The 23,695-nt window shown below is 44.3% G+C and carries 15 protein-coding genes; 9 read left to right on the top strand and 6 right to left on the bottom strand.

The features are described 5' to 3' along the window. The first annotated feature begins 42 nt into the window (after positions 1 to 42). The 3 genes from fsa to M1L62_RS18310 all read left to right on the top strand — a co-directional run bounded on the left by fsa (position 43) and on the right by M1L62_RS18310 (position 4,380). On the top strand, positions 43 to 699 hold the full coding sequence (gene fsa / locus M1L62_RS18320) for a fructose-6-phosphate aldolase (protein ID WP_254561068.1): 657 nt from the start codon (positions 43 to 45) through the stop codon (positions 697 to 699). 82 nt (positions 700 to 781) lie between these two features. Continuing rightward, positions 782 to 2,452 (top strand): sodium/sugar symporter, encoded by a 1,671-nt coding sequence (locus M1L62_RS18315; protein WP_254561067.1) that lies wholly within the window; start codon positions 782 to 784, stop codon positions 2,450 to 2,452. 239 nt (positions 2,453 to 2,691) lie between these two features. Next, on the top strand, positions 2,692 to 4,380 hold the full coding sequence (locus tag M1L62_RS18310) for a glycoside hydrolase family 26 protein (RefSeq protein WP_254561066.1): 1,689 nt from the start codon (positions 2,692 to 2,694) through the stop codon (positions 4,378 to 4,380). 1 nt (position 4,381) lies between these two features. Here the strand turns inward: M1L62_RS18310 and M1L62_RS18305 are convergent, their stop codons facing one another. The 4 genes from M1L62_RS18305 to M1L62_RS18290 form a co-directional block, all read right to left on the bottom strand. After that, the gene (locus M1L62_RS18305) at positions 4,382 to 8,053 is read right to left on the bottom strand and encodes a glycosyltransferase family 2 protein (RefSeq protein ID WP_254561065.1); all 3,672 of its coding nucleotides are present in this window, start codon (positions 8,051 to 8,053) and stop codon (positions 4,382 to 4,384) included. Next, positions 8,050 to 9,333, bottom strand: a complete 1,284-nt coding sequence (locus M1L62_RS18300; protein WP_254561064.1) for a glycoside hydrolase family 2 TIM barrel-domain containing protein — start codon at positions 9,331 to 9,333, stop codon at positions 8,050 to 8,052. The genes M1L62_RS18305 and M1L62_RS18300 overlap by 4 nt, the downstream gene beginning before the upstream one ends. 211 nt (positions 9,334 to 9,544) lie before the next feature. Then, positions 9,545 to 10,462 (bottom strand): helix-turn-helix domain-containing protein, encoded by a 918-nt coding sequence (locus tag M1L62_RS18295; RefSeq protein WP_254561063.1) that lies wholly within the window; start codon positions 10,460 to 10,462, stop codon positions 9,545 to 9,547. 59 nt (positions 10,463 to 10,521) lie between these two features. Further along, positions 10,522 to 11,349: an SDR family oxidoreductase gene (locus M1L62_RS18290; protein ID WP_254561062.1), complete on the bottom strand. Its 828-nt coding sequence runs from the start codon at positions 11,347 to 11,349 to the stop codon at positions 10,522 to 10,524. Positions 11,350 to 11,370: 21 nt separating this feature from the next. On the opposite strand from M1L62_RS18290, the gene M1L62_RS18285 reads away from it, so the two are divergent. Beyond that, positions 11,371 to 11,556: a hypothetical protein gene (locus M1L62_RS18285; protein WP_254561061.1), complete on the top strand. Its 186-nt coding sequence runs from the start codon at positions 11,371 to 11,373 to the stop codon at positions 11,554 to 11,556. A 150-nt stretch (positions 11,557 to 11,706) separates the two neighbouring features. Here M1L62_RS18285 and M1L62_RS18280 read toward each other — a convergent pair whose 3' ends face one another. Next, a complete protein-coding gene (locus M1L62_RS18280; RefSeq protein WP_254561060.1) occupies positions 11,707 to 12,399 on the bottom strand; it encodes a GNAT family N-acetyltransferase in 693 nt (230 codons plus the stop codon). 440 nt (positions 12,400 to 12,839) lie between these two features. On the opposite strand from M1L62_RS18280, the gene M1L62_RS18275 reads away from it, so the two are divergent. The 5 genes from M1L62_RS18275 (at position 12,840) to M1L62_RS18255 (ending at position 22,162) form a co-directional block, all read left to right on the top strand. Next, positions 12,840 to 14,720 (top strand): helix-turn-helix domain-containing protein, encoded by a 1,881-nt coding sequence (locus tag M1L62_RS18275; protein WP_254561059.1) that lies wholly within the window; start codon positions 12,840 to 12,842, stop codon positions 14,718 to 14,720. A gap of 268 nt (positions 14,721 to 14,988) precedes the next feature. Continuing rightward, complete coding sequence (locus M1L62_RS18270; RefSeq protein WP_254561058.1) at positions 14,989 to 17,958, top strand: SusC/RagA family TonB-linked outer membrane protein; 2,970 nt, start codon at positions 14,989 to 14,991, stop codon at positions 17,956 to 17,958. An 18-nt stretch (positions 17,959 to 17,976) separates the two neighbouring features. Then, the gene (locus M1L62_RS18265; RefSeq protein ID WP_254561057.1) at positions 17,977 to 19,554 is read left to right on the top strand and encodes a RagB/SusD family nutrient uptake outer membrane protein; all 1,578 of its coding nucleotides are present in this window, start codon (positions 17,977 to 17,979) and stop codon (positions 19,552 to 19,554) included. Position 19,555: 1 nt separating this feature from the next. Continuing rightward, complete coding sequence (locus tag M1L62_RS18260) at positions 19,556 to 20,599, top strand: SusE domain-containing protein (protein ID WP_254561056.1); 1,044 nt, start codon at positions 19,556 to 19,558, stop codon at positions 20,597 to 20,599. Between the two features lie 12 nt (positions 20,600 to 20,611). After that, a complete protein-coding gene (locus M1L62_RS18255) occupies positions 20,612 to 22,162 on the top strand; it encodes an alpha-amylase family glycosyl hydrolase (RefSeq protein ID WP_254561055.1) in 1,551 nt (516 codons plus the stop codon). A 62-nt stretch (positions 22,163 to 22,224) separates the two neighbouring features. On the opposite strand, the gene M1L62_RS18250 is transcribed toward M1L62_RS18255, so the two are convergent. After that, positions 22,225 to 23,628 (bottom strand): T9SS type A sorting domain-containing protein, encoded by a 1,404-nt coding sequence (locus M1L62_RS18250; RefSeq protein ID WP_254561054.1) that lies wholly within the window; start codon positions 23,626 to 23,628, stop codon positions 22,225 to 22,227. Positions 23,629 to 23,695 lie beyond the last annotated feature (67 nt).

Raw genomic sequence — 23,695 nt, 5'->3', positions numbered from 1 at the left:
CTTTTATTGCTATTTGAATTCAAAATTAACTTTATCCATTGTATGAAATTCTTTATTGACACGGCCAATCTGGCTGAAATTACCGAAGCTGCTAACCTGGGCGTATTGGATGGTGTAACGACAAATCCGTCACTGATGGCCAAAGAGGGCATTACGGGCAAAGACCGGATACTTCAACATTATGTTGACATCTGTAATATTGTGGACGGACCGATTTCAGCAGAGGTAATATCAACCGATTTTGAAAATATTATTCTGGAAGGAGAGGCCCTGGCACAATTGCACCCGAATATTATTGTGAAAGTTCCGATGATCAAAGATGGTGTCCGGGCTATAAAATACTTTACTGAAAAAGGGATTAAGACGAATTGCACACTGGTTTTCTCAGCAGGTCAGGCATTGATGGCTGCCAAAGCCGGTGCCACGTATGTGTCTCCGTTTGTAGGCCGACTTGACGATATCTCCACAGACGGTATCGGTCTGATCGCCCAAATTCGCAAGATTTATGACAACTATGGCTATAAAACTCAGATTTTGGCTGCGTCTGTCCGTCACCCGATGCACATTATTCAGTGTGCCGAAATTGGCTCAGATGTAATCACCGGACCGTTGAGCGCGATGCTGGCCTTATTGAACCATCCTCTGACAGACAGCGGACTGGCCAAATTCCTCAGCGATTATAAAAAGGGGAACGGATGAAATTGATCAATCCTAAAAATTCCGCTGCGGTACACCGCGAAAACACAGTTTTGCTTTCCATTCCATCTGTCAAAATAAATCCATGAAACTAGGTCTTGAAACAATAGATTACATCATATTTCTGGTCTATTTTATTATTGTGGCCGGTTATGGTTACTGGGTTTACCGTTACAAGGGCAAAAAGACGACCGATGTAAAAGGAAACGAGGTGAAGGATTTCTTTCTCGCGGAAGGTTCGCTTACCTGGTGGGCTATAGGTTCGTCCATTATCGCGTCCAATATTTCCGCGGAGCAGTTTATCGGAATGTCGGGGCAGGCTTTTCAGTTGGGTCTTGCTATTTCGGTTTATGAGCTGGTAGGAGGGCTTTCACTGGTGATCATTGCCATTTATTTCCTGCCGATGTATATCCGGAATAATATTTACACCATGCCCCAGTTTTTGCAGCTGCGTTATGACAAAAGGCTTGCCACGATCATGGCGGTATTCTGGCTGTTTTTGTACATTCTGGTAAATCTTACCTCCATCATTTATCTTGGCGCGTTAAGCCTGGAAACAATGACGGGCTTTAATTTTATGGCCTGTGCCTTGTTTCTGACTGTTTTCGCCGTTTTTATCACGCTTGGCGGAATGAAGGTAATTGGTTATACGGACGTAATACAGGTTGTTTGTCTGGTGGCCGGAGGTTTAGCAACTACTTATCTCGCTCTTAATTTATTATCGGATAAAGTCGGTACCGGAGCGGGTATTTTTGAGGGATTGAGCCTGATCAAAGAAAAGGCGGATCATCACCTGCATATGGTGTTTGAGCCGGGTAAATTTTTTGTGCACGACGGGCGAGGCGGCCAGGTTGACGCGTACAGTCAATTGCCAGGCCTGATGATGTTTATTATCGGTGGGCAGTGGATTGTTAATTTCAACTACTTTGGCTGTAATCAATATATGATTCAGCGTGCGCTCGGAGCCGATCTGGGCACGGCAAGAAACGGTGTTTTGTTTGCTGCATTTTTAAAGTTGATGATGCCATTTATCGTGGTTCTGCCGGGATTGGCCGCTTATGTACTGTTTCAGGAAAATGCAGATGCGGCTATCGTCAGAGGAATTACCGATCATTCGATCGTAAAACCTGATAACGCTTATCCGGTTTTACTGAACATTCTGCCGACGGGGCTAAAAGGACTTTCTTTTGCAGCACTTACAGCGGCGATTGTGGCCTCGCTGGCAGGAAAAGCCAACAGTATCTCTACGATTTACATGCTGGATATCCATAAGAAGTTTTTCAACCCAAACATGACCGACAAGCAAACGGTTTGGCTGGGACGTGTGGCTATTTTGGTTTCGTTTGCCATTGCGCTGATGATCAGTCCATTTTTGAAGAATTTTGGGCAGGGATTTGAATACATTCAGGAATACACCGGGTTCATCTCGCCGGGGATTCTCTGTATATTCTTGCTGGGTATGTTCTGGAAAAGAGCTACGGCCAACGGAGCGCTCGCCGCCGCCTTGCTAAGTATTCCGCTTTCGGCCTTGTTCAAATATCAGATTCCGGATATGCCTTTTTTGAACCGTATGGGCACTGTTTTCTGGATTTGCGTAGTTGTTCAGGTAGCAATAAGTTTGTTTGAATCAAAAGGAAAAGACAGTCAAAAGGCTTTTGAAGTGGATAAACACTGGTTTGCCACCTCCAATAGTTTCCGGGTCGGAGCGGTTGGCGTTTGCGCGCTGCTGACACTGGTTTATGTATTTTTCTGGTAAACAGAGATATAACCTGGTTTTGTATATTACAACGATGGTTTGGGTTTGCAATGTCGCAAATCTAAACCATCGTTTTTTGTTATCAAGCTGACAAAACAAAACGCTTTTAGAATAATATTGCAGCTGAAAGTATCGCATGGGGTTTATTAAACGCCTCAGATTTATGATATTTATCGAAAAAGCCTTAAAATGTGGCACGATGGCATTTTTTAGGCCGCCAAACTTTCCCCGTATATTAAATGAATTACAAAAAACTCATATTTTTCATTGTAGGACTGATCGTGCTTGGTGTGATCATTTTTAAGGTTAGAGATTTTGTTTTGACAGATAAGACAGGACAGAGCGCTATAAATCATGATTTTAAGGAGCCTGTTCTGGAAATTTATGATCGTTCGGGTAAATTTTTGAATTATCCGGCAGATTCATTACAGCATATTTGCATTACACTTGACAAATCAGCCAATAGCGACACGCTGCAAAAACTGGAAGCAGAGTTGAATCGCCTGCACGATGTGATGATTACTGTTAAAATGCAGTCGGGATCGAACGAGCTTGTACTGAAAGAGGTTGCAAATGGCGAATTTGACGAAATTTTGAAATTGTTTTGTGAAGTAACGGCCCGTCATCCGAACAATGTTTTGGTAAGATGGAATCCTGAAATGGAAGTGCCGGTACAGCTTTATGCGTGGCAATATCAGTCTCCGGATGATTATATTGAAGCATTTAAACATTTTTCCCGCATTTGTAAGATGGGATCGCAAAACGTAAGCATTGTTTGGGGACCTGCGGGATATCCGGGTACGGAGGAATACTGGCCTGGCAAGGAGACCGTCGATCTCGTGAGTGTTTCATTGCACAGCAAATCAGAAAGTTTGGCAACCGCTTATCCGATCGAACAGAATTTGAAAACTGCGATAAAAAGGAAAATACACCGGGTCCGTTTTATGGACAAACCGCTTTTGATTCTGGGCGTTGAAAAACAGGATTCTTTAACGAAAGATGCCATAACAAACGCTTTAAAGGAAGTAAAAAATGAAGCGTCAACCATATATGGAACGGCGGAAATTGATGAGTCAGGAAAGCTCCCTGTGTCGCTATCGAAACCCGTTATTGGCGCTTATGATCCTAAAATGTTATTGGTTTCCTCGCCGTCTGTACGAACGGAGCATGTTTTTATTGATCTGCAACATATACAGGAGGGGACATTTGAAAAGGATTTCGAGGCAATCATGAAACGTGACCACGATATTATCGTGACTTTTGAACCATGGCGTGACCAAAAAGCAAGAAAAGACACAAACGTGCTGCTGAACACGATCAACGGTATTTATGATCAGGAATTCAGGGAGTTATACCGGATTCTTGCCTCTGCCAAAAGAACGGTTTATCTCCGTTTTGCTCATGAAATGGAAATTCCGATTCATCGTTACGCCTGGCAAAGCCAGGATCCGGTGTTGTATATCAAGGCATTTCGTTATTTCATGAATTTTGGTAACTCAAATGGCGGTAATATTAAAAAAGTCTGGGGACCAGCAGGTGATCGTGGTTCGATGGAGTGGTGGCCGGGCAAAGACGTAGTGGATTTTGTCAGCGTGGCTATTTATGGCTTACCGGATAAAAATATAACGGACCCGACCAAACAGGAGTCGTTCGGGACGATTTATAACCGCAAATTCAACCGTATTCGCTTGGGAGGAAAACCGGTTTTTATAACAGAATTCGGCGTTAAGGGGCCTGAGGATTACAAACAGCAATGGATGGAAAATGCGGCAGATGTTATTAAAAACCACAAGGAAATATATGGGGTTTGCTATTTTAATCTGGCCGATAATCCTGAGGTATGGGGTAATATTCCCGCCCCGGACTGGAGTATCAAAAGAGAAACTTTCAATCACTTTATCCAAACATTAAGTGGAGATAACCGGTAGTTTATTCAACATTTTTCGAAAAGGAGAGTGGCGTATTAAGCGTTGATTTACAAACAGAAATGACTGTTTTGCCTTTAATCACATAAAGATAAAGCCGGTATTCCGATGGATTTTTGGGGATTTGTAGTGACAAGCGGGGGCCTTTGCTGACTTCATCCAAATCAACCGGATTCTCAAACCCATCTGTACGAACCAGTTTCCACTCGAAAGTAAGACCGGAAGCTGCTGTGCTTGCAAGTATCCACTGACCATTTTTCCGGAGCAGCGCATTGTAGATAAGTTCAGCGCCTTCAAATGTTCCAGCCGCAGGTTTCAGAATTTTCACAAGTGGAACAGCCGGTAGCGGCGTGCCAACACTCCAGTCATTTTTTAACTTCAAGAAAGACAATTTCTTACGGCCGGCAAGATCTTTAATACCGTCCAACTGTACCCGGTCAGTCAGTTGTTCATCCTGCCAGTTTGATATGAAAACGCCGGCACTGTTATCTTTCAATTTTTCATAACCCGGCACTTCGGCATAACTGATGAAATACGGCAGACCCAATGTTTGCAGTTGTGCTTTGGAAACCGGCTGATCTTTCAACACCAATCCGACCGCATCAATTTTTGGAATGAAACTACGGAGCCTTCCTGTTACGTACGGCAGGTCATCCGTTACCGACACATCTATGGTTACCGGCCGGTTGGGGTCTGTTTTTTTTATGTTGTCAATAAGTCGACGAAGCCACAAGAGATAAGCATCCTGCTGATAAAGCAATTCAGGTTTAAAATAACTGTTTTCCAGTCCTTGCATGACCGAGTTGCCTATATTCCACGCAGTTATGTTTTTATTTCCTTTATGATTTTTTACCGTGTTTAAAATGTCAGATGCCAGTTCGTCAAGCTGGTCGGTATCTTTTCTGAAATCAATATTCTGAGGTATCCAGAAACCATAATGAATATTTATATCAGCCTCCTTGGCAGAGTTTAAAATATTGCGGTCGTAAATTCCGGGACCATAATGTTTAATCGTATTAATACCCAATGCCTTCATTTCAGCGAGATCAGCAGTCAGTTCATCTTTCGTGAAAACACGCACGTTTTTAGTCCACTCTTGTCCTTTGGTATAATTAATCCCTTTGATATGCTCAAAAGCAGCCTTGGTTTTATCCCGGGAAGACTGAGGTTGAACCGGGAGGAATGTGGTTAAAAGCGTCGATAACCCGTCATTCGTTGCAAATCGTTGGTGTCCAGGATACTGTCTTAAATCATTGTCCGAAACGCTATCAATGGAGGTGTCAGACAAAACAAGTCCGTGTATCTGACTGGAAATATTTTTAGCCTCCGTCAGTGTATTTTTTAACCAGAGTTTGTCCTGAGCTGAAGAATCCGGCTGAATGATCATGAGAGGTAATCCCAAACCGACGAAAGTCTCTTGCTTTGGGAAATCTGCTGGTGACGACAAAGCGATCCAGTCAACATATGGTTTTCCAGGGAAATAGGATTCTGGTTCTTTGGTCTGTGGTGCGTGCCAAATCCGGATTAGGTTATAGGCTCCATGACTGGCAAAAAAATCGAAGATATATTTCCACGCTGCTGTAAATATATCAGGCTGGGTTGCATTCGCCAATTCCGGTTCAAAACGAATATAAACAGGCCGTTTCAGCGAACGGATCTGATCTGAAAATACCTTAAGATATGCATCATATTGGCCATCGGTGGTACGACGAGCAAATACGGTTTCCGGACCAACCAGGGTTTTCGAACCTGAAGATAAATTTTTATCCAGACGCCAGGTGATCATTGGTATCGAGCCGTTGGCATAGATCGAATCAATGGTTTGCAAAGTGGATGCAATATTTTCAAGTTTTTCTCCCCATTTTACGTCAATCGCGATGAGATTCAACCCAATTTTCCGGTCGGTTTGAAACCTCCTGATGTCTTTTAATAGATTGCCCGGATTTTGATTTTCGGCTAAATGAGTGCCAAGAAAAAAGGAGGTGTTACGATCAGCGGACTTTAAGTCTGACTGCTCAATGTTATCTCCCGAATAGTTAAAATAAACCAGCGTGCACAGTAACATGGTGCTGATTAACAGGGCCATTGATCGTACTCCTGCATAAATACGGCGGCGAAGAATCCAGAAATATCCTTTGATTTCACGAATCTGTTTCATGGAATTACGCAGCAATTTGTACCTCGTACTCCATTTTTGTACGTGTTGCTGCCGGCTGGCTGCAATGACAAAAACCATGAAAAAACAGTTCATGGAAGCAAACCCGGCCATGGCAAGGTTATAGGGGTTCCAGTCTGTCGACAGTCCATATCCAATCGCGCTTAGCGACAAAGCGAGGATAATCGCATTGGGCACATTGAGGATCCAGTTCGTGTCTTCATTTCCTTCTTTTGGCGTGGGTACGTAAGGGACTTTTTTCTGGAGAATTGTATAAACCAGGCCGGTGATAAATACCCACCAGGTTCCGATCATCAGCAGTCCGCCGACGACGTGAAATCCTCTTTCCTCGTCTTCCATCACCCAATACTGTACATAATGCCTGATCAGAATTATTGAGGCCGAAAGGGGTAACAACACCAACCCAAACTCAAAGAGGTTAATGTATACCGGACTTTCGTTGAAGAACAACGAGATAACCGGGATAAGGAAATTGATCAGAAATATGAGACCTGAAACATAATGCATCGGTATAAACGCATAATGGAGTTTCTGTTGCCAGGTGAATTGTTTGAATAGTCTTGGGTATGCAATGACCAGCAAATCAAAAACACCTCTTGACCATTTCAATTGCTGTTGATAATATGCAGACAATGTGGATGGTACCAGTCCGCGGGCCAGCACGGCTGGTACATAAACGGATTTCCACCTCTTGGCATGAAGCTGCATGGACGTGTGCATATCTTCCGCCAGTCCGGCCGCGTGTCCGCCGATTGATTCGAGGGCGGTGCGTCTGAAAGTACAATTAGCGCCAATGGCCTGCACGGTACCGTACTTATTCATGGTCATCATCATCGGACCATAAAACTGATAGGTTTGCTGGGCAGCGCCTTTGGCGATCAGGCCTTCGTTGTGGTTTTTATAGGCCTGTACAATTTGCACAAAGCCAACCTCGGGATTGTTGAAATGAGAAACAATCGGATCAAGAAAATCCGGGAAGGGCACGTGATCCGGATCAAGCACGACACATAATTCTCCGTCCGACTGGCTCAGCGCATTGTTGATATTACCCGCCTTGGCATTGATTTTTAGTGTTCTTGTGACGTGATAAACGCCGAGTCGCTTACACAGTTCCCGTAAATAGGGATCATCAGCTTCGTCACAGAGATAAGTTTTATGGGGATAAGTGATGGCCTGAAGTGCTGTCAGGGTTTCCTCAATCATCTGAATCGGTTCGCCGGCACAGAACGTAGTGAAAATATCGACACTGTACGTTTTGGTCTGCGGAGGCGTTTTCGGAACCGTTATATAAAAATAATGTGCCCATTCATGGAGTATTTTAAGCCCGCCAAAAACGAAAGTAGTGACCAGCATCCAGTACAAAACCGTATTTCCCCTGACCGCATGTGAAAGCATGGTATCCAGAAAAAACCACATCGAAACTACGCCAAGAAATATCATGAGGCGCAGGGTTATGAGTTCCCTTCCGGAAGGAGGTTTTACGGTAATTGTTTTATTCATTTGGCACTAATTACATAAAATGGTGTATTACAGGAGGCAAAATGGCCGTTCTCGTTATAAATGGTTGCAAAAAGGCGATAAGGGCCTTCCTCCGAAGGAGCTGTAAAGGTTACCTTCAAACTGTTCTCAGACTGAATCCCGTTTTCTAGCGGTTTAAGTTTTCGCGTGCTGTTCTCGTTGTTTTTTCTGTACCAGTCTTCGCGGAAAATATTCCAGCTTATTTTTTTGATTTTTTCAGAATGACTGAACATCAGCACCTCGGCCGATGCTATCGCACTGGCATCCAGCATAACATTATCCCTTGCACCTTTTTCATTCAAAAGCATGTATTTAACATCCGGGTATTTTTCATCCGTTTTTTTTCCGGTCCATAGCCATTGCATCGTACCGACAGCTTCGGAAGCGGCACCTGTTTCGTCAAAAATGCTGAACCACGTATGCGTTGTTTCCTGTTTGTTTCCCCAGAAAAATACCGATGCGCCAAGAAATCTTGGGTCATCGAACGGCATATCTTTTTCGTAACGGTCTTTATAAATTTCGGCTTTTTTCTTGCTGGTATCTTCAATATAGGCGCCCCATTCCGTTTGTTCCGTACCCTTCCAGGGACCGTTAACTCCCCATTCCAGCAGCATATAAGGTCCATTCCAAATCCATAGAATATCTTTCAGCTCTTGCCGAAGCTGCGGCAGCCTGCTGAAAATATTGAATGAAATGAAATCAACATCGCACCGTAATACCAGGTTTAAAATATATTTTGAATTGAAATTAAGCACGGTGGTCGTTACGGGGTGATCCGGGTCGTCGTGGTGGATCATCCCGGTAAGCGCGTTGAAGGCCTGATAAAATGAATGATATGAAAGGCCGTAGGGGAAATCCAGCTCATTGCCAACACACCACATAAGCAGCGCCGGGTGGTTTTTGTATCGGTTAACGATTGCAGTGAAAGCCTGATGCTGAGATTTTACTTTTGCAGGATTCGGGTAAAACGTATGGTCGTTGTTGTTGACAACCGGAAGACCGACGATAACCGTCAGATGATTTTTTGCCGCACTGTCCAGAATCACACCCAGATGTGTTGTATCCCAGGTTCTGATCGTATTTCCGCCGCAGTCACTAAGCGTTTTGAAATGGGAATCGCCGCTGGCACTTTTGATTTGAAAAGGCTTTCCGTTTCTGTAAACAGTATATCTCCCGTTAACTTTTTCAATATGTACTTTCCCACTGCCCGATTTTTTGTCGCTGTCTTTGCATGCACTGACGCATATCGTGAGCAGAAACAAAAAATGTAATTTTAGCAGGATAGGAGTTTGGGAAATCACCAGACGAATGACGCTTTTGTAAATAAAAAACTTCCTTAAAATTAGGAAAGATTTTTAAGTCAAAGTCACCAAAATGCAATTTTATATCATTTAAGGATCAGTCAGGGGATTTCGCCGATCCAAATGTTATATTTTTGAGACAAAGTTTATCTTCGAAATTCGCCACAAGACATCAATTAAACGACTGCCGGAATTCGACGGGAGAGACATTTGTTTTTCTTTTGAAAATCTTATTAAACGACTGAGGGTGCTCAAAACCAAGCTGGTAAGCAATCTCTGCAACGGTCAGATCAGTTGTGCTTAAAATTTCCTTTGCTTTTTCTATCATTTTTTGATGGATATGCTGCTGGGTGTTCTGACCTGTCAGCGAGCGGAGCATATCACTCATGTATCGGGGAGATACGCATAACTGATCTGAAAGATATTGAACAGAAGGCAAACCTTTCAGCAAAGTCTCCTGATTGTCAAAATAGTCTGAAAGCAATCGTTCCAGTTTGGTCAACTGGTCATTATGGGCAGCCTTTCGGGTGATGAACTGCCTGTTATAGAACCGGTTGCTGTAATGCAGTAATTGTTCTATCTGACTGATCATGATATCCTGGCTGAAACCATCGATCGATAATCCCAGTTCATGTTCGATGTTTTTGAAGATTCCAATGATAATCTCTTTTTCACGCTCCGACAGATAAAGGGCCTCAGACGCCGAATAAGAGAAAAAACCGTAATTCCGGATGCCTTTGCCCAACGGATAGGTTCTTATGAAATCCGGATGGAATAATAAAGTATAACCGCTGTAATCAGCCTTATTTTCTCCCGCAGAAATAACCTGATTCGGCGAAATAAAAGACAACCCACCTTCATCAAAATCATAACTACCCTGTCCGTATTTAATTTTTCCGTGAAAACTCTTCTTGTATGACACTTTATAGAAGTTCAGTATCATGCCCTTGGCTATTTCATCCGTATTACTTTTAATATTCGAATAGTCAACCAGGCTTACCAGCGGATGCAGCGGTTTGGGTAATCCCAGCGCCCGGTGTAACTCGGAAATCGAATTGAAGATAAAAGGTGGTTTTGATTCTGATTTCATACGTGTTACATCTTAGCATGGAAAACCCGCCAGAGGGATTTCCATGCAAGTTATTATATTTATACTGTGGTGGGTTGGAAAGGACTTTCAAGTTTCAGGTATTTCGCGAGGTTTTTCCGAAACAATTCCGGGCCTTCTGCCAGTCGTTTGTTATAGGTTTTTACTGCATCATTTCCTGCAAGATACCGGATCTGGTCGCTTTCATCGGTCGCTGCCAGATAGACAACGGCTGCGATAACCTCAGGGTCTGAAAATTCCATAAGCGTTCCGTCCGTAAAACCCTCAGTCATCCTTTCCATCAGGCCGTCATAGGCTTTGTCTTCGGTGACGGTCATCACATTCATGTAATTACTTTTGATTCCGCCCGGCGCCACCGTTCTGATCCCAATATTGAATGCCGCCAGGTCATAGGACATACTTTCACTCCAACCTTCCAACGCCCATTTTGAAGCGTTGTATATCGACGAAAGCGGATAAGTGCTCAGCCCGCAAATGGATGTTGTGGTGATGAAAAGACCGCTTCTTTTTTGTTTAAAATAGGGGATAAATGCCTTGGTGATCCAGATCACGCCAAAGAAATTGGTTTCAAACTGACTTCTTATCTGCTCTTCGGTGTAAGATTCCAGCGAACCGATCAGGCCATATCCGGCGTTGTTGAATACCACGTCAATGTCAGCGGACTCTGTAACCGCTTTGACGGTCGCATCAATTTGGGTAATATTGGTTACGTCTAGTGGTAAGAGGGTTACATTTTCCAGCAAATTCAATTCTGTTTCTTTTTCCGGCGTTCGCATGGTTGCAATGACTTTCCAGCCTTTCGATTGAAATAATTTAGCAGTCGCTTTGCCCAGTCCGGCTGATGCGCCGGTTATAAAAATCGTTTTCATTTTCTGTTATTTTTAAGTTGTTTGAACGATACAAATGTCTCCAACCGGTGGCCGGCGATTGTCGCCAAACTGGTATTTTTTGTAGCCAAAATGGGAGAGGTGATTGAGCTGAAATGGATCGTTTGGCAGATAATGATTGGTCTGTTAACGGGAGATTTTATTCACACTGCAGGAACGAGGGGCAAAAGTAACACAGCGTTTACGTGAATCCAGAAGTCAGATATTGTGGAGAAAATAAGGGTTTTGCGCTGAAGGTCTGTGCGAGATTGGATTTCAGAAAAAACCTCAAAAGATTTTATTAAAATCTTTTGAGGTTTTTTGATTTAATAAATGGTTCTTTTCATGTTTTCAATCGAGTTAAGATAACCCGATGAGTGAAAAGTCGATATGTCTTCTCTCTTCAAAACCAAGGTATTTGTAGAGACTGATAGCCCGTTCGTTTGTGGCGGCCACATGCAAAAAAGGTGTTGCGCCTGCCTGTGTAATCTTATCATACAAATGAAGAAGCAACTCCCAGGCAAAACCTCTTCCCGTAAAATCGGGGTGGGTACAAACTGCACTGATTTCAGTGAAACCCGTCATTTTTAATCTTTCGCCTGCCATTGCCGCGAGTTTTCCGTTTACGCGGATGCCGTAATAATGCCCCAATGCAGGTGTATTAATTTTGAAATAACCCGGTTGAATCGCATTGATAAAGTCGAACATTTCGGTGCGATCCGATGCCAGTAACTCCGTAATGTCAGCGTTGTTTCCCTTAGGCTCTCCATTTTTCAAAGACGACCAGACCATTTGCAGGCATTCCAGATTTGAAAACCTCGACCAGTTTTCGGGTAAAAGCGGCTGATCTCCAACAAGAAAAACCTGTTCATTTTTATCGAAGTAAGGTGAGATTTCCTGTATAAAATCTCCCTCTCTGTCGCGCAATGCCATAAAAGGTAAAACACCTCCGGGATATTTTGCTGCATTGGATGTCCCCTCGCGCATATCCTGATGGACGGTCTGCAACGAATTCCAGACCGGGTTGTCCAACAAGCTATTATTATATTTCATAACACTAAACCAAGATTTGTAAATCTGTTCTGTAATTTTTAGAAAGCAAATTTAGTGATAATGGTGGACAAAGTCTACCATTTGGAGTAAGAAAGGTTTTTGGACTGTCAGCGATGGGAGAATTGACGATGGACGATTGACAATGGACGATGGACAATGGTCAACTGTCGATGGTCAACGGTCAATAGTCAATGGTCGCGCCGAACACGAGAAGTCATTTTATATCAAATCTACCATTGTTAAATATTATTTCATTCGTATTTATACTGGAAACCGGGTTTTGCTTATTGTGATTAATGTTTTACAAACACGGTATCCCGGTTTTTATCTTTTGACAGAAGCATGCTAATGTTTAGCAGACAAAGAATAATCCTTAAATTTGGTGAGAAAATGAATTTCCCCCAGGTTCCCTCTGTAAACTCACGTTGATGAATTATTGAATGACCAGATTTTTGGCAATTTTGACCCTGGTACTTTTTAACCAGATCGCTTATTCACAGTTACGTATTGAGATTGTCAGCACCCCGCCGCTGGTTGGGCCATCGTCTTCGCTTTATCTGGCGTCGGACCTGAATAACTGGAGTCCAGGCGATCCGGATTATGTATTCAAAAAAGACCCATCAGGGATTTATTACATCGACTTACCTAAAACACCTTCAAGGTTTGAATACAAAATAACACAGGGCAACTGGACTTTGGTGGAAGGGGATTCTACTGGTATTCCGCTCGCAAATCGTGTTTATGATAGTTCAAAACTTTCGGATCCGCGCCTGATAAAACTGTTTATTACGGGATGGGAACGGAAGATTGTCTACTCGTTCATCATCAAAAAGCTGCCTGAAAATACGCCCCACGATGCCCAGTTATTTATTACGGGAAACTTTAATGACTGGGATCCTGACAATCCGCTGTACCAGGTTTACAAAAACGTAGACGGAACCTACCGCACCACAATCTACACCGAAAAAGATCCGGTAGAATATAAATTCACAAGAGGAAGCTGGAAATCCATTGAAGGAAGGGAAAGTGGTAAGGCGCGCCCGAATCGCGCGATTTACCGGGATTCAAAAGTCGATCATATGTCTGTGGATGTCGAAATCGATGGGTGGGAGGATCTTACGGCATCTTTTCATTTTTACTCGATCTATGATCTGCTGCTGCTTTTTGCCGTTTTTCAGGGGATATTGCTGATTATCGCCATTCCCACCATTCAGAACTATAACCGTGCTGCAAACCGCTGGCTGGTGATTACGATCGGCTTTGCGTCGCTGATGATCCTGTTGCGAACGATCGGCAGCTATCGGGAAGCCGCGCAGGCTTTTACCAAGGTGTTGTTACTGCCTGATTTTATCCTGTTTTTGTACGTACCGCTGTTCTATTTTTACCTGCAAAAACTGCTCTTCAATCACTCCACTAAGCCTGTCCGGCAGGTGATGTTCTTTTTACCTGCAATCATTCAGTGTTTTGTGTATCTGCCATTTTTCCTGATGAGCGACACCACATTGCAAATGCAATTCCTGATGCGCGACTGGAAGCTGCTGGGTGTATTTTTAGGCACAGGTCTGTTGGGGCTCGCCTGGAACACCTATTTCTGGTTTCTGTTCAGGAAAACCTTTCGCTTTTACCGGGAACAGTATCAAAGCCATTTTTCCTACGAGCAGAATCTTCATTATCTCAATACGGTTATGTTTATCCAGGCGGTTTGTCTTGGGTTATGGTTTTTTCTGTTTGTGATGCTTGGGCTCGGTCAGTGGTTTGAGTTCAATGTCATGCAGATCGTAGAGCGAAGTGTTGACGCGATATGGCTGGCATTTTCGACGATTACGTATTTCGTTGGTTATTTTGCCATTCATCAGCCTGAAATTTTCAAAATTTCCCCTCAGCCGTTGTCTATTTTCGGGGATCTCAATCATGCACCGCTGCCGGAAACCGAAGACGAAACACCCGATAAGAAAACCGAGCAGCCCGAAAACATCCAGGCCCTAAAGGAAATTGTGGAAGGATACATGCTTAAAAACAAACCGTATACCAACCCACGGTTAAGTCTGAATGAGCTTTCAATCAAGCTTAAATTACCTTCGCATACCTTGTCCAAAGTGATCAATGACGGCTTTGACAAAAACTTCTTTGATTTCATTAATTCCTATCGCATCGACGAGTTTAAGCAGCGGGTTGATAATCCGAAATTCAAGAATTATACCCTGCTGAGTATCGCCTATGAAGTGGGTTTTAACTCCAAAACGGCCTTCAACCGGTCGTTCAAAAAGATCACCGGCCAAACGCCCCGCGACTACTACAACGAGAGCCGTTTGGAAGAATAATTGGCTTTTTCGGACTTAAACTTTCAAAAAAATAAGTGCCATTTTATAAAGTGGTCTTTTGAATTGTATTATTAAATCATTAACTGTCAATTATTTAATAGTGATTTTAGCCTCAGTTTTGGAAATTTTCGCGGAAACGTGAAGTGGAACGACACGCGGCTTTTATAGGGATACTTTTGCTGAGAAATATTTCGATAATTAATAGGATTTTACCTATTGAATGAATCGGGGTGTTTAAAAGCAATCTACCACATTTTATTCCTGTAAGATGAATCAACATTACAAACAATTACTCTGCATAACCCTCCTGCTATGGCTGGGGAGTTTATCGGCCAGAGCGCAATCCGTTGTGAGCGGGAATGTCACCGACGCCAAGGATGGCTCCGAATTACCGGGCGTGAACGTGCTCGTAAAAGGCAGTTCGCTGGGAACACAAACTGACGCTGCCGGAAAATACTCACTCGAAAATGTTCCGGCCCATGCCACCCTCGTATTTAGTTTTGTGGGTAAGCTTGGCAAGGAAATTCCGGTGGACAACCGGACGGTGATCCATGTGACGCTGGAAGACAATGTGAAAGAATTGACAGAGGTTGTCGTCATTGGATACGGAACGCAAAAGAAACAGGAACTGACGGGCTCGATAACAACCGTCTCGTCAAAAGATTTTCAAAAAGGAAACATACAAAGTCCCGAGCAGCTGATTGTGGGTAAAGTGGCCGGCGTGTCCATTACATCCAACAATGGCCAGCCAGGAGGCGGGAGTACGATCCGGATTCGTGGCGGAGCTTCACTGAACGCCAGTAACGATCCGCTGATCGTGATTGACGGTGTTCCGTTAAGCGGCAGTACTTTAAATGGCGCGCCAAGTCCGCTGAGCCTTATCAACCCGAATGACATCGAAACGGTTAGTGTACTGAAAGATGCATCGGCAACGGCTATTTATGGTTCGAGGGCGTCTAACGGTGTTATATTAATTACCACTAAAAAAGGAAAGGGCGGAACACCCGCCATTAATTTCAATACACAGGTAGCGGTTTCAAAGATTGGGAAAATGGTAAATGCCCTGTCGGCAGACCAGTTCAGGTCCTACGTAGAGGCTAACGGAACGGATGCTCAGAAAGCACTGCTCGGAACGGCCAATACCAACTGGCAGGATGAAATTTACCGCACCGGTATCAGTACAGACAATAACCTGAGCATCACCGGCGCGTTGAAAAACATGCCGTACCGTGTTTCAATGGGTTATCTGCTTCAAAATGGTATCCTGATCACCGATAAACTGCAACGCCCATCGGCTTCGATCAATATCAGTCCGCGGTTGTTTAAAAAACACTTAAAAGTGGACCTGAATCTTAAAGGAGCGCTTACGAAGTCACATTTTGCCAATCAGCAGGCAATCATCAATGCGGTCCAATTTGATCCGACACAACCCGTAATGGACGCAAGCAGTCCTTTCGGCGGGTATTTTGAATGGGTTACCAAGGACGAAACCGGAAAAGCAACCCTTAACCCAAACGCGCCAAGAAATCCGGTTTCACTGATACGTCTTCAGGATAACAATGGTACGGTTCAGCGTAGTTTTGGTAATGCTCAGTTTGACTACATGTTCCATTTTTTACCGGATCTGCATGCCAACCTGAATTTGGGATACGATATTTCAAATGGTCACGGTACGACATTTGTGCCGGAATATGCCGCACAGAGTTTTACCACAAAAGGGCAAAACAATAAATATCTGCAAAAGGTAAATAACAAGGTAGCAGAGTTTTATCTGAATTACGTTAAAGACTTTAAGACAATCAAAAGTACGGTAAGTGCCACAGCCGGTTACGGCTATTATAATAATTCGACCAAAAATTATTTCTATCCGAATTACAGTGCAAACGGTGATATCGTAGAAGGATCGCAGCCGAAATTTGACTTTGATATCCCTGAAAATACGCTGATTTCCTACTACGGAAGGTTGATTTATACCTTCGATGACAAGTATATTCTGGCTGCTTCGGTTCGTACGGATGGCTCGTCACGGTTTGCTCCCGAAAACCGCTGGGGCGTTTTTCCTTCGGCCGCACTTACGTGGAGGATTAACAAAGAGTCTTTTTTATCGACCTCGGGCAAGTTATCGGATTTGAAATTGCGATTGAGCTATGGGATCACGGGAAATCAGGATGGCATCGCCAACTATTCCTATCTGGGTATTTATTCAGTCAGTTCCAATGCCTCTCAGTATCAGTTTGGCAATAATTATTACAACATGACGGCGCCGGCTGCGTATGATAAAAATATCAAATGGGAGCAAACCGCAACCGCCAACGCCGGACTTGACTACGGATTTTTTGATAATCGTTTAAGCGGAAGTATCGACGTTTATCTTAAAAAGACGAAAAACCTTTTAAATACGGTTCCTATCCCAATCGGCTCGAATTTCAGCAATCAGATTCTGACCAATGTAGGGAATATTGAAAACAAGGGTATCGAATTTACCGTGAACGGCACGCCTGTAAAAACAAAGAAATTTAGTTGGGATGCAGGATTTAATGTGACTTATAACAACAATAAGATCACAAACCTTACGGCAGTTAGCGATCCCGAATTCGCAGGGAACCAAACAGGTGGCATCACAGGCGGAACCGGTCAGAGCATTCAGATCCATTCGGTGAATTACAACACGTTTTCTTATTACGTATACAAACAGGTGTATGATATGGACGGGAAGCCGCTTGAAAGTGTTTACGCTGACCTGAATGCCGACGGCGTGATCAATCAAAAAGACCAGTATCGCTACAAATCTCCTTTCCCGAAAGTAATGCTGGGTTTCAATACACAGCTGAATTATTTGAAATGGAGCCTGAGTACGATTTTGCGGGCGAATCTGGGTAATTATAATTACAATAACGTTGCTTCCAATTTCGGGGTGAAAAGGAATATCCTTAATCCGAACAACATCCTCGGCAACAGCACGACGGACATATTCAACACCAATTTTTTCAACAACCAGTACCAGTCTGATTATTACGTTCAGAATGCTTCTTTCCTGAGAATGGATAATGTTGGCATCGGTTATAACGCCGGTCGGGTGCTTGGCAATAAAATGAACCTGAGGATTAATGCGACCTGCCAGAATGTTTTTGTGGTAACCAAATACAAGGGGCTTGACCCGGAAATCAATGGTGGTATTGACTACAATCTTTACCCGAGACCAAGAACTTTTGTGTTGGGGCTGAACCTTGACTTTTAATCCTAAAATCACTGAGATATGAAATTTTTATTTAAAATAGCAGCCGTTTCAGGACTGGTGATCGGGGGGATTACTTCCTGCACCAATGACCTGAATTTGTCGCCAACCAATTCCATTACAGCGGATATTGCCTACAAATCGCTGGCTGATTACAAGCAGGTTTTGGCTAAAACGTATGGTAGTTTTGCCTTAGCCGGCAATAATGGTATAGCCATTTCGGACCTTGCAGGTATTGATCCGGGCCAGGCTGATTTTCTTAGACTTTTCTGGAATGCGCAGGAACTCACCACAGACGAGGCAGCCTGCGTGTGGAATGATCCGGGTGTTCCTGATTTTCATAATTTGAACTGGACAGCCAGCAATGTTTTGCTGACGGCTCTGTATAACCGCAGCTTGTTTCATGTAACGGTATGCAACGAGTTTATCCGTGAATCGACCGACGAAAAGTTAAGCGCCAGAGGTATTACCGGACAGGATGCCGAGGAGGTACGGAAATTTCGTGCCGAGGCAAGATTCCTGAGAGCGTTTCAATATTGGGTACTTATTGATCTCTTCGGAAATCCTCCTTTTGTGACTGAAAACGATCCCATCGGCAAATACATCCCGCCGCAGATTAAACGCGCCGACCTTTTCAGTTATATCGAAACAGAATTAAAAGCGATTGAACCGGTGTTGTCCGAGCCCAGGAAAAACGAATACGGGCGTGCGGATAAGGCGACTTCATGGGCATTGCTGGCCCGGTTGTATCTGAATGCGGAGGTGTATCTGGGCAAGGGAAAAGGGCGGTACAATGATGCCGTGACGTACGCAGACAAAGTGATAAAATCCGGTTATGGGCTAATGCCGGAGTATAAAAATCTTTTTCTGGCAGATAATGATCAAAACAACCCGGAAGTGTTGTTGTCGATAAATTATGACGGGGTGAAAACGCAGAATAACGGCGGTACTACCTTCATTATCAATGCGGCTATTAACGCGGCTATGAACCCGCCGGCTTTCGGCGTTCCGAACGGAGGCTGGGGTGGAAACAGGACCACCAAAAATCTGCCGCTGTTGTTTGGTGATTACAGTGGGGCCAAGGACAAACGTGCCATGTTTTTTGGAAACAAATTGGAAATGGAAGATCCGGCCGTGTTTACGGATGGTTTGGCCGTTACCAAGTTCCGCAACATAACCTCTGCCGGTGTTACTGCACCTTCGGCCGGTGGCTCTTTTTCTTCAACTGATTTCCCGTTGTTTCGTCTGGCTGAAATGTATCTCACCTATGCCGAGGCCGTAAAACGCGGCGGCACGGGCGGAAATGATGCCACCGCATTGAGCTATTTTAACAAACTGAGGGAGCGCGCGTATGGTAATGCGAAGGGGAATGTCACTTCATTAAGTCTGAACGATATTCTGGATGAAAGAGGACGTGAGTTTTACTGGGAAGCACATCGCAGAACAGACCTGATCCGTTACGGTTATCTTACGTCAGGCACCTATTTGTGGCCCTGGAAAGGTGGCGTTAAAGATGGAAAAGGAGTTTCAGAAAGCTTTAATCTGTTTCCGATACCGGCAACCGACCTGATTGCAAACCCTAACCTGAACCAGAATTAAAATGAAAAATATAAGAATTTCCGTTTTTACGGCATTGGCGGCGATGTTGTCCTTGTCGGCTTGTGAAAAAGATGAGATCAGAACTGTCGCAGTCGCAGGTGAGAAACCTGTGTTGTCGGTGAGCGCTCCCAATCTGGTGCTGACCAATGAAAATGCGAATAAGGAAGCCGTGTCGTTTTCCTGGACGCCTGTTGATTATGGTTATCAAAGCGTGATCAGTTACACCATTCAGCTGGATAAAAAAGGCAACAATTTTCAAAAACCGGCGGAGATTCCGGGAGGGAATTTGTTGAAAAAATCACTGACAAATACGGAGATTAACAATTTGCTGATTAACAAATTGAAATTGACCGCGGGTCAGTTGTCTCAGATCGAAGCCCGCGTTATTTCGTCTCTTGGCACCAATGCGCAGAGTATGGACGTAACCTCTGCGGCGGCGGCGTTGTCAGTCACGCCGTATTTTGTAGTGATCGTTTATCCTGCCTTGTATGTGCCGGGCAGTCATCAGGGATGGGCTCCCGATAAAGCGCCGCGCGTAGTTTCTGTAAAAGACGACAAAACCTACGAAGGTTATGTGAATTTCCCGGACGCAACAACCGAGTTTAAACTCACGAACGGTCCGAATTGGACGGACGGTGACTACGGAGGCGGCGGCCCGGGGAAACTGGGCACGACCGGAAATCTGACGCAAAAAGGCGCAGGGTATTATCTGTTAAAAGTTGATCTGAATACAAGTACATGGTCGGCCACCAAAACGGCCTGGGGGCTTATAGGCTCAGCCACGACCGGTGGCTGGGATTCCGATCTGGATATGACCTTTGATGCAGCCGAAGGGGTTTGGAAAACGGAAATTGCTTTAAAAGAAGGGGAGGTGAAATTCCGTGCCAATGATGACTGGGCGATTGCCTTTGGTGATGCCAACGGAGATAATATTCCGGACACCCTGGACAATGGCAACATTAAAATTATGGCCGCCGGTACTTATACCGTAGTACTCAATCTCAGCAATGCCGGTAATTATTCTTATTCAATTACTAAAAAATGATTTCGAAGATAAATGAGCATTAAACAAAATAAGCGAGCCATTTTTTTGGCGTTCTGGTTTCTGTATGGAACCATAACGCAGGCCCAGGTGACGAAGCCGCCGGGTGTCTGTTATGAAATTTTTGTCCGTTCCTTCGCCGACTCGAACCATGATGGCATTGGCGATATCAACGGTATCACATCCAAACTTGATTATCTTAAAGATCTAGGAATTGACGCTTTGTGGCTCACACCCATTTGCAAATCCCCGACTTATCATAAGTATGACGTAGCCGATTACCGGCAGATCGATCCGGAATATGGTACGATAGATGATTTCAAGAGATTGATATCGGAGGCACATAAGCGGAACATGAAGATCGTGAAAGACCTTGTTGTGAACCACACCAGCAACCAGCATCCGTGGTTTTTGGAGGCGCAAAAAGGAAAGGACAACCCTTACCGGGATTATTATGTCTGGCTTTCCCAGACAAAGATCGATTCACTCGGCATTGCCACACGTGAGAAATCGGGCGATTCCTGGGAAGTTAATCCCTGGCATGCCACCAAGGAAGCCGGGCCCGAAAAGTATTACGGTTTGTTTTGGAGCGGAATGCCTGACCTGAATTTTGATAACCCAAAGGTGCGTGAAGAGATTTATTCCGTTGCCGAATTCTGGCTAAAAGAAGTAGGGCTGGACGGGTTCAGGCTGGATGCTGCCAAACACATTTATCCGGACTGGGAAGCCGAAAAAAGTCAGGCTTTCTGGGTGGAGTTTCGGGAGAAAGTGACGGGTTACAAGCCGGACGTTTATCTGGTTGGTGAGGTGTGGGCCACACCCGATAAGGTGGCACCGTATTTCCGTGGGTTGCCGGCGAATTTTAATATTGACGCGGCACTGGCGATTCAGAAAATTCTGGGTAAAGGCGAGCATGTTGATTTGGTGAAACAGCTTACCGATACTTATGGCGAGTACAAAAAAGTGAATCCGGATTTTATTGATGCCACAGTCACAGGTAATCACGATCAGATCCGCATTGGTACGGCGGTTAACGGGAATGTTGATAAAATGAAGGTGGCAGCCAATTTATTGCTGACGCTGCCGGGAGAGCCTTATTTGTATTATGGCGAGGAGATCGGGATGCTGGGTGATAAACCGGACGAAAATATCCGGGAGCCATTTTTATGGGCCGCCAAATCCGCCGATAAGCAAAGACCAACCTGGTTGAATCCTAAGTTTTCAACGGATGAAAGCGTGCGAAATCTGGAAACTCAGAAAGCTGATCCGGGCTCGCTCTTCAACCATTACAAAAGGCTTTTAAAACTGCGTCATTCGCAGCCCGCTCTGGGGCAGGTTTCACCCGTTAATCTGGCAGAAAGCGGTATCCGTGAAACCGATGTTATTGCATTTATCAGGACGGATCGCTCAGGAGATTTGTTGGTCATTCACAATGTGGGCGATACGGAAAAATCAGTTAATGTTCCCGGAAAGTTTAAAACGCCTGTGTTTCATTCTTCCTCCAAAGCAGAAATCAAAAACCAGACTTTAAAACTTCCGGCCTATTCAATGGTGGTTTTGAAGTAGATTTTTATTTCTGAAAAATAACAAAGGCGGCGGCGTTATACTGCCTCCTTTGTTATGATGCGTCATTTCAGGATGACAATTTTAGCTGTCCTGATTTGTCCGTCTTGATATACCAATTCCAAAATATACATTTCAGAGCTGTACGGTTTGACATCAATCGTTTTGGATAATCTGTTTCCCGACGCGGTGTAAACGACATTTCCTTTAAGATCAAAAAGCGTAATTGTTTTAAGGATTTTGATATCACTGATGTTAATTTTCAGTTGTTCCGATACAGGATTCGGGAAAGTCAGGAAATTAGCTGGATCAATGAACATCAGATTCTGTATGCGGCTGTACGCGAACGTTCCGTCTTTATCTACCATTTTTAGCCGGTAGTAGTTTTGCCCGCTCAATGGTTCTGTATCCGCATAAGCATAGTTTTGAACCGTTGAACTTTCACCTTTTGCTACAACAGTACCGATATTTTTCCAGGTTTTTCCGTCCATACTACGGTCGATATCGAATCGTTCACTGTTTATTTCCTGTGTTGTTGACCAGTGAAGTAGGGCTGACCGGCCTTCTTTCACGGCAACAAAACGGGTGAGCGTAACAGGCAGTGGGTTTGGTGAAACCGTAAGCGAGTAAGACGCTGTAACGAGACAGGTGCCTTGTGTTGCGGTCACGAAAATGTTGCTGTAATTTCCCGCCCCGGCCGGTTTTCCGCTGATGATGCCCGAAGATTCTGCTATTGAAAGTTCGGTAGGGAGCCCGGTTGCTGAGAAGGTATAACCTGCCGGATTGGTGCTGATTGTCTGTGAGTAATTTGCACCGGCTATCGCCGTGGTTAAGGATGTTCCTGTCTGTGGTGTGAAAACGACGGACGGGCATACCGGTTCTGAGCAGGCGATAGACATTGATTTCAGTACAGGGCTGTTCAGGATATTGGACGTCGACAAGTCGGCGCGATATTGAATGTACCGTGAGGTGCCGCCGACGTTGTTGCCATTGGCCGGAATTGCCGTAAATAAAGTCCAGGTGTTGTCATCCGGATTGGCTGTGTTTCCCTGCCGCTGGAATAGCTGAAGGTTTGTTCCTGCCGGCAAATCGGACGTCCAGAAGGCTTGTCCCCATGTTTTGGCACTTCTTCCGTCATATACGCGTGAAATAAAACTTCCGGTCTCCGGATAGCTGGCGGGTAAAATTTGAATCCAATCCACATTCAGGACTGGCTCGCTAACATTCAAATCACTGATACCGATCCGCATCGGTGTTGTCAAAGTAGTGGTGAAAGTGTGAACAGGAACCCCGTCGATGAAAAAATCGAAACTGTTGGCATTCCACACGATTTTGTAACGATGTGGCGTGCCGAGGAAACTGCCCGGAATTACATAGTTATCAAATACGCCATTGGCAACTCTTGCCTGCAACTGGTTATTGGTGGTGTTGGTGCTGAACATGGCCCAGATAGCAGTGTTGTTGTACATGTCAACATTATTGCCTGCACCGAAACCAATATGCTGAAAAGCGGTGGCTCCAAATGTGGCAACAAAT

The organism is Dyadobacter diqingensis, from assembly GCF_024220585.1.
Lineage (GTDB): Bacteria > Bacteroidota > Bacteroidia > Cytophagales > Spirosomataceae > Dyadobacter > Dyadobacter diqingensis.
The sequence above is the reverse complement of the archived record's forward strand: the minus strand, read 5'-3'. Positions and strand labels throughout refer to the sequence as shown.

Excerpts from the sequence above, each read along its gene's own strand:
- fsa (WP_254561068.1), top strand. The coding sequence starts at position 43 with ATGAAATTCTTTATTGACACGGCCAATCTGGCTGAAATTACCGAAGCT.
- M1L62_RS18315 (WP_254561067.1), top strand. The coding sequence starts at position 782 with ATGAAACTAGGTCTTGAAACAATAGATTACATCATATTTCTGGTCTAT.
- M1L62_RS18310 (WP_254561066.1), top strand. The coding sequence starts at position 2,692 with ATGAATTACAAAAAACTCATATTTTTCATTGTAGGACTGATCGTGCTT.
- M1L62_RS18305 (WP_254561065.1), bottom strand. The coding sequence starts at position 8,053 with ATGAATAAAACAATTACCGTAAAACCTCCTTCCGGAAGGGAACTCATA.
- M1L62_RS18295 (WP_254561063.1), bottom strand. The coding sequence starts at position 10,462 with ATGAAATCAGAATCAAAACCACCTTTTATCTTCAATTCGATTTCCGAG.
- M1L62_RS18290 (WP_254561062.1), bottom strand. The coding sequence starts at position 11,349 with ATGAAAACGATTTTTATAACCGGCGCATCAGCCGGACTGGGCAAAGCG.
- M1L62_RS18280 (WP_254561060.1), bottom strand. The coding sequence starts at position 12,399 with ATGAAATATAATAATAGCTTGTTGGACAACCCGGTCTGGAATTCGTTG.
- M1L62_RS18275 (WP_254561059.1), top strand. The coding sequence starts at position 12,840 with ATGACCAGATTTTTGGCAATTTTGACCCTGGTACTTTTTAACCAGATC.
- M1L62_RS18270 (WP_254561058.1), top strand. The coding sequence starts at position 14,989 with ATGAATCAACATTACAAACAATTACTCTGCATAACCCTCCTGCTATGG.
- M1L62_RS18265 (WP_254561057.1), top strand. The coding sequence starts at position 17,977 with ATGAAATTTTTATTTAAAATAGCAGCCGTTTCAGGACTGGTGATCGGG.
- M1L62_RS18260 (WP_254561056.1), top strand. The coding sequence starts at position 19,556 with ATGAAAAATATAAGAATTTCCGTTTTTACGGCATTGGCGGCGATGTTG.
- M1L62_RS18255 (WP_254561055.1), top strand. The coding sequence starts at position 20,612 with ATGAGCATTAAACAAAATAAGCGAGCCATTTTTTTGGCGTTCTGGTTT.
- M1L62_RS18250 (WP_254561054.1), bottom strand. The coding sequence starts at position 23,628 with ATGTACAACAACACTGCTATCTGGGCCATGTTCAGCACCAACACCACC.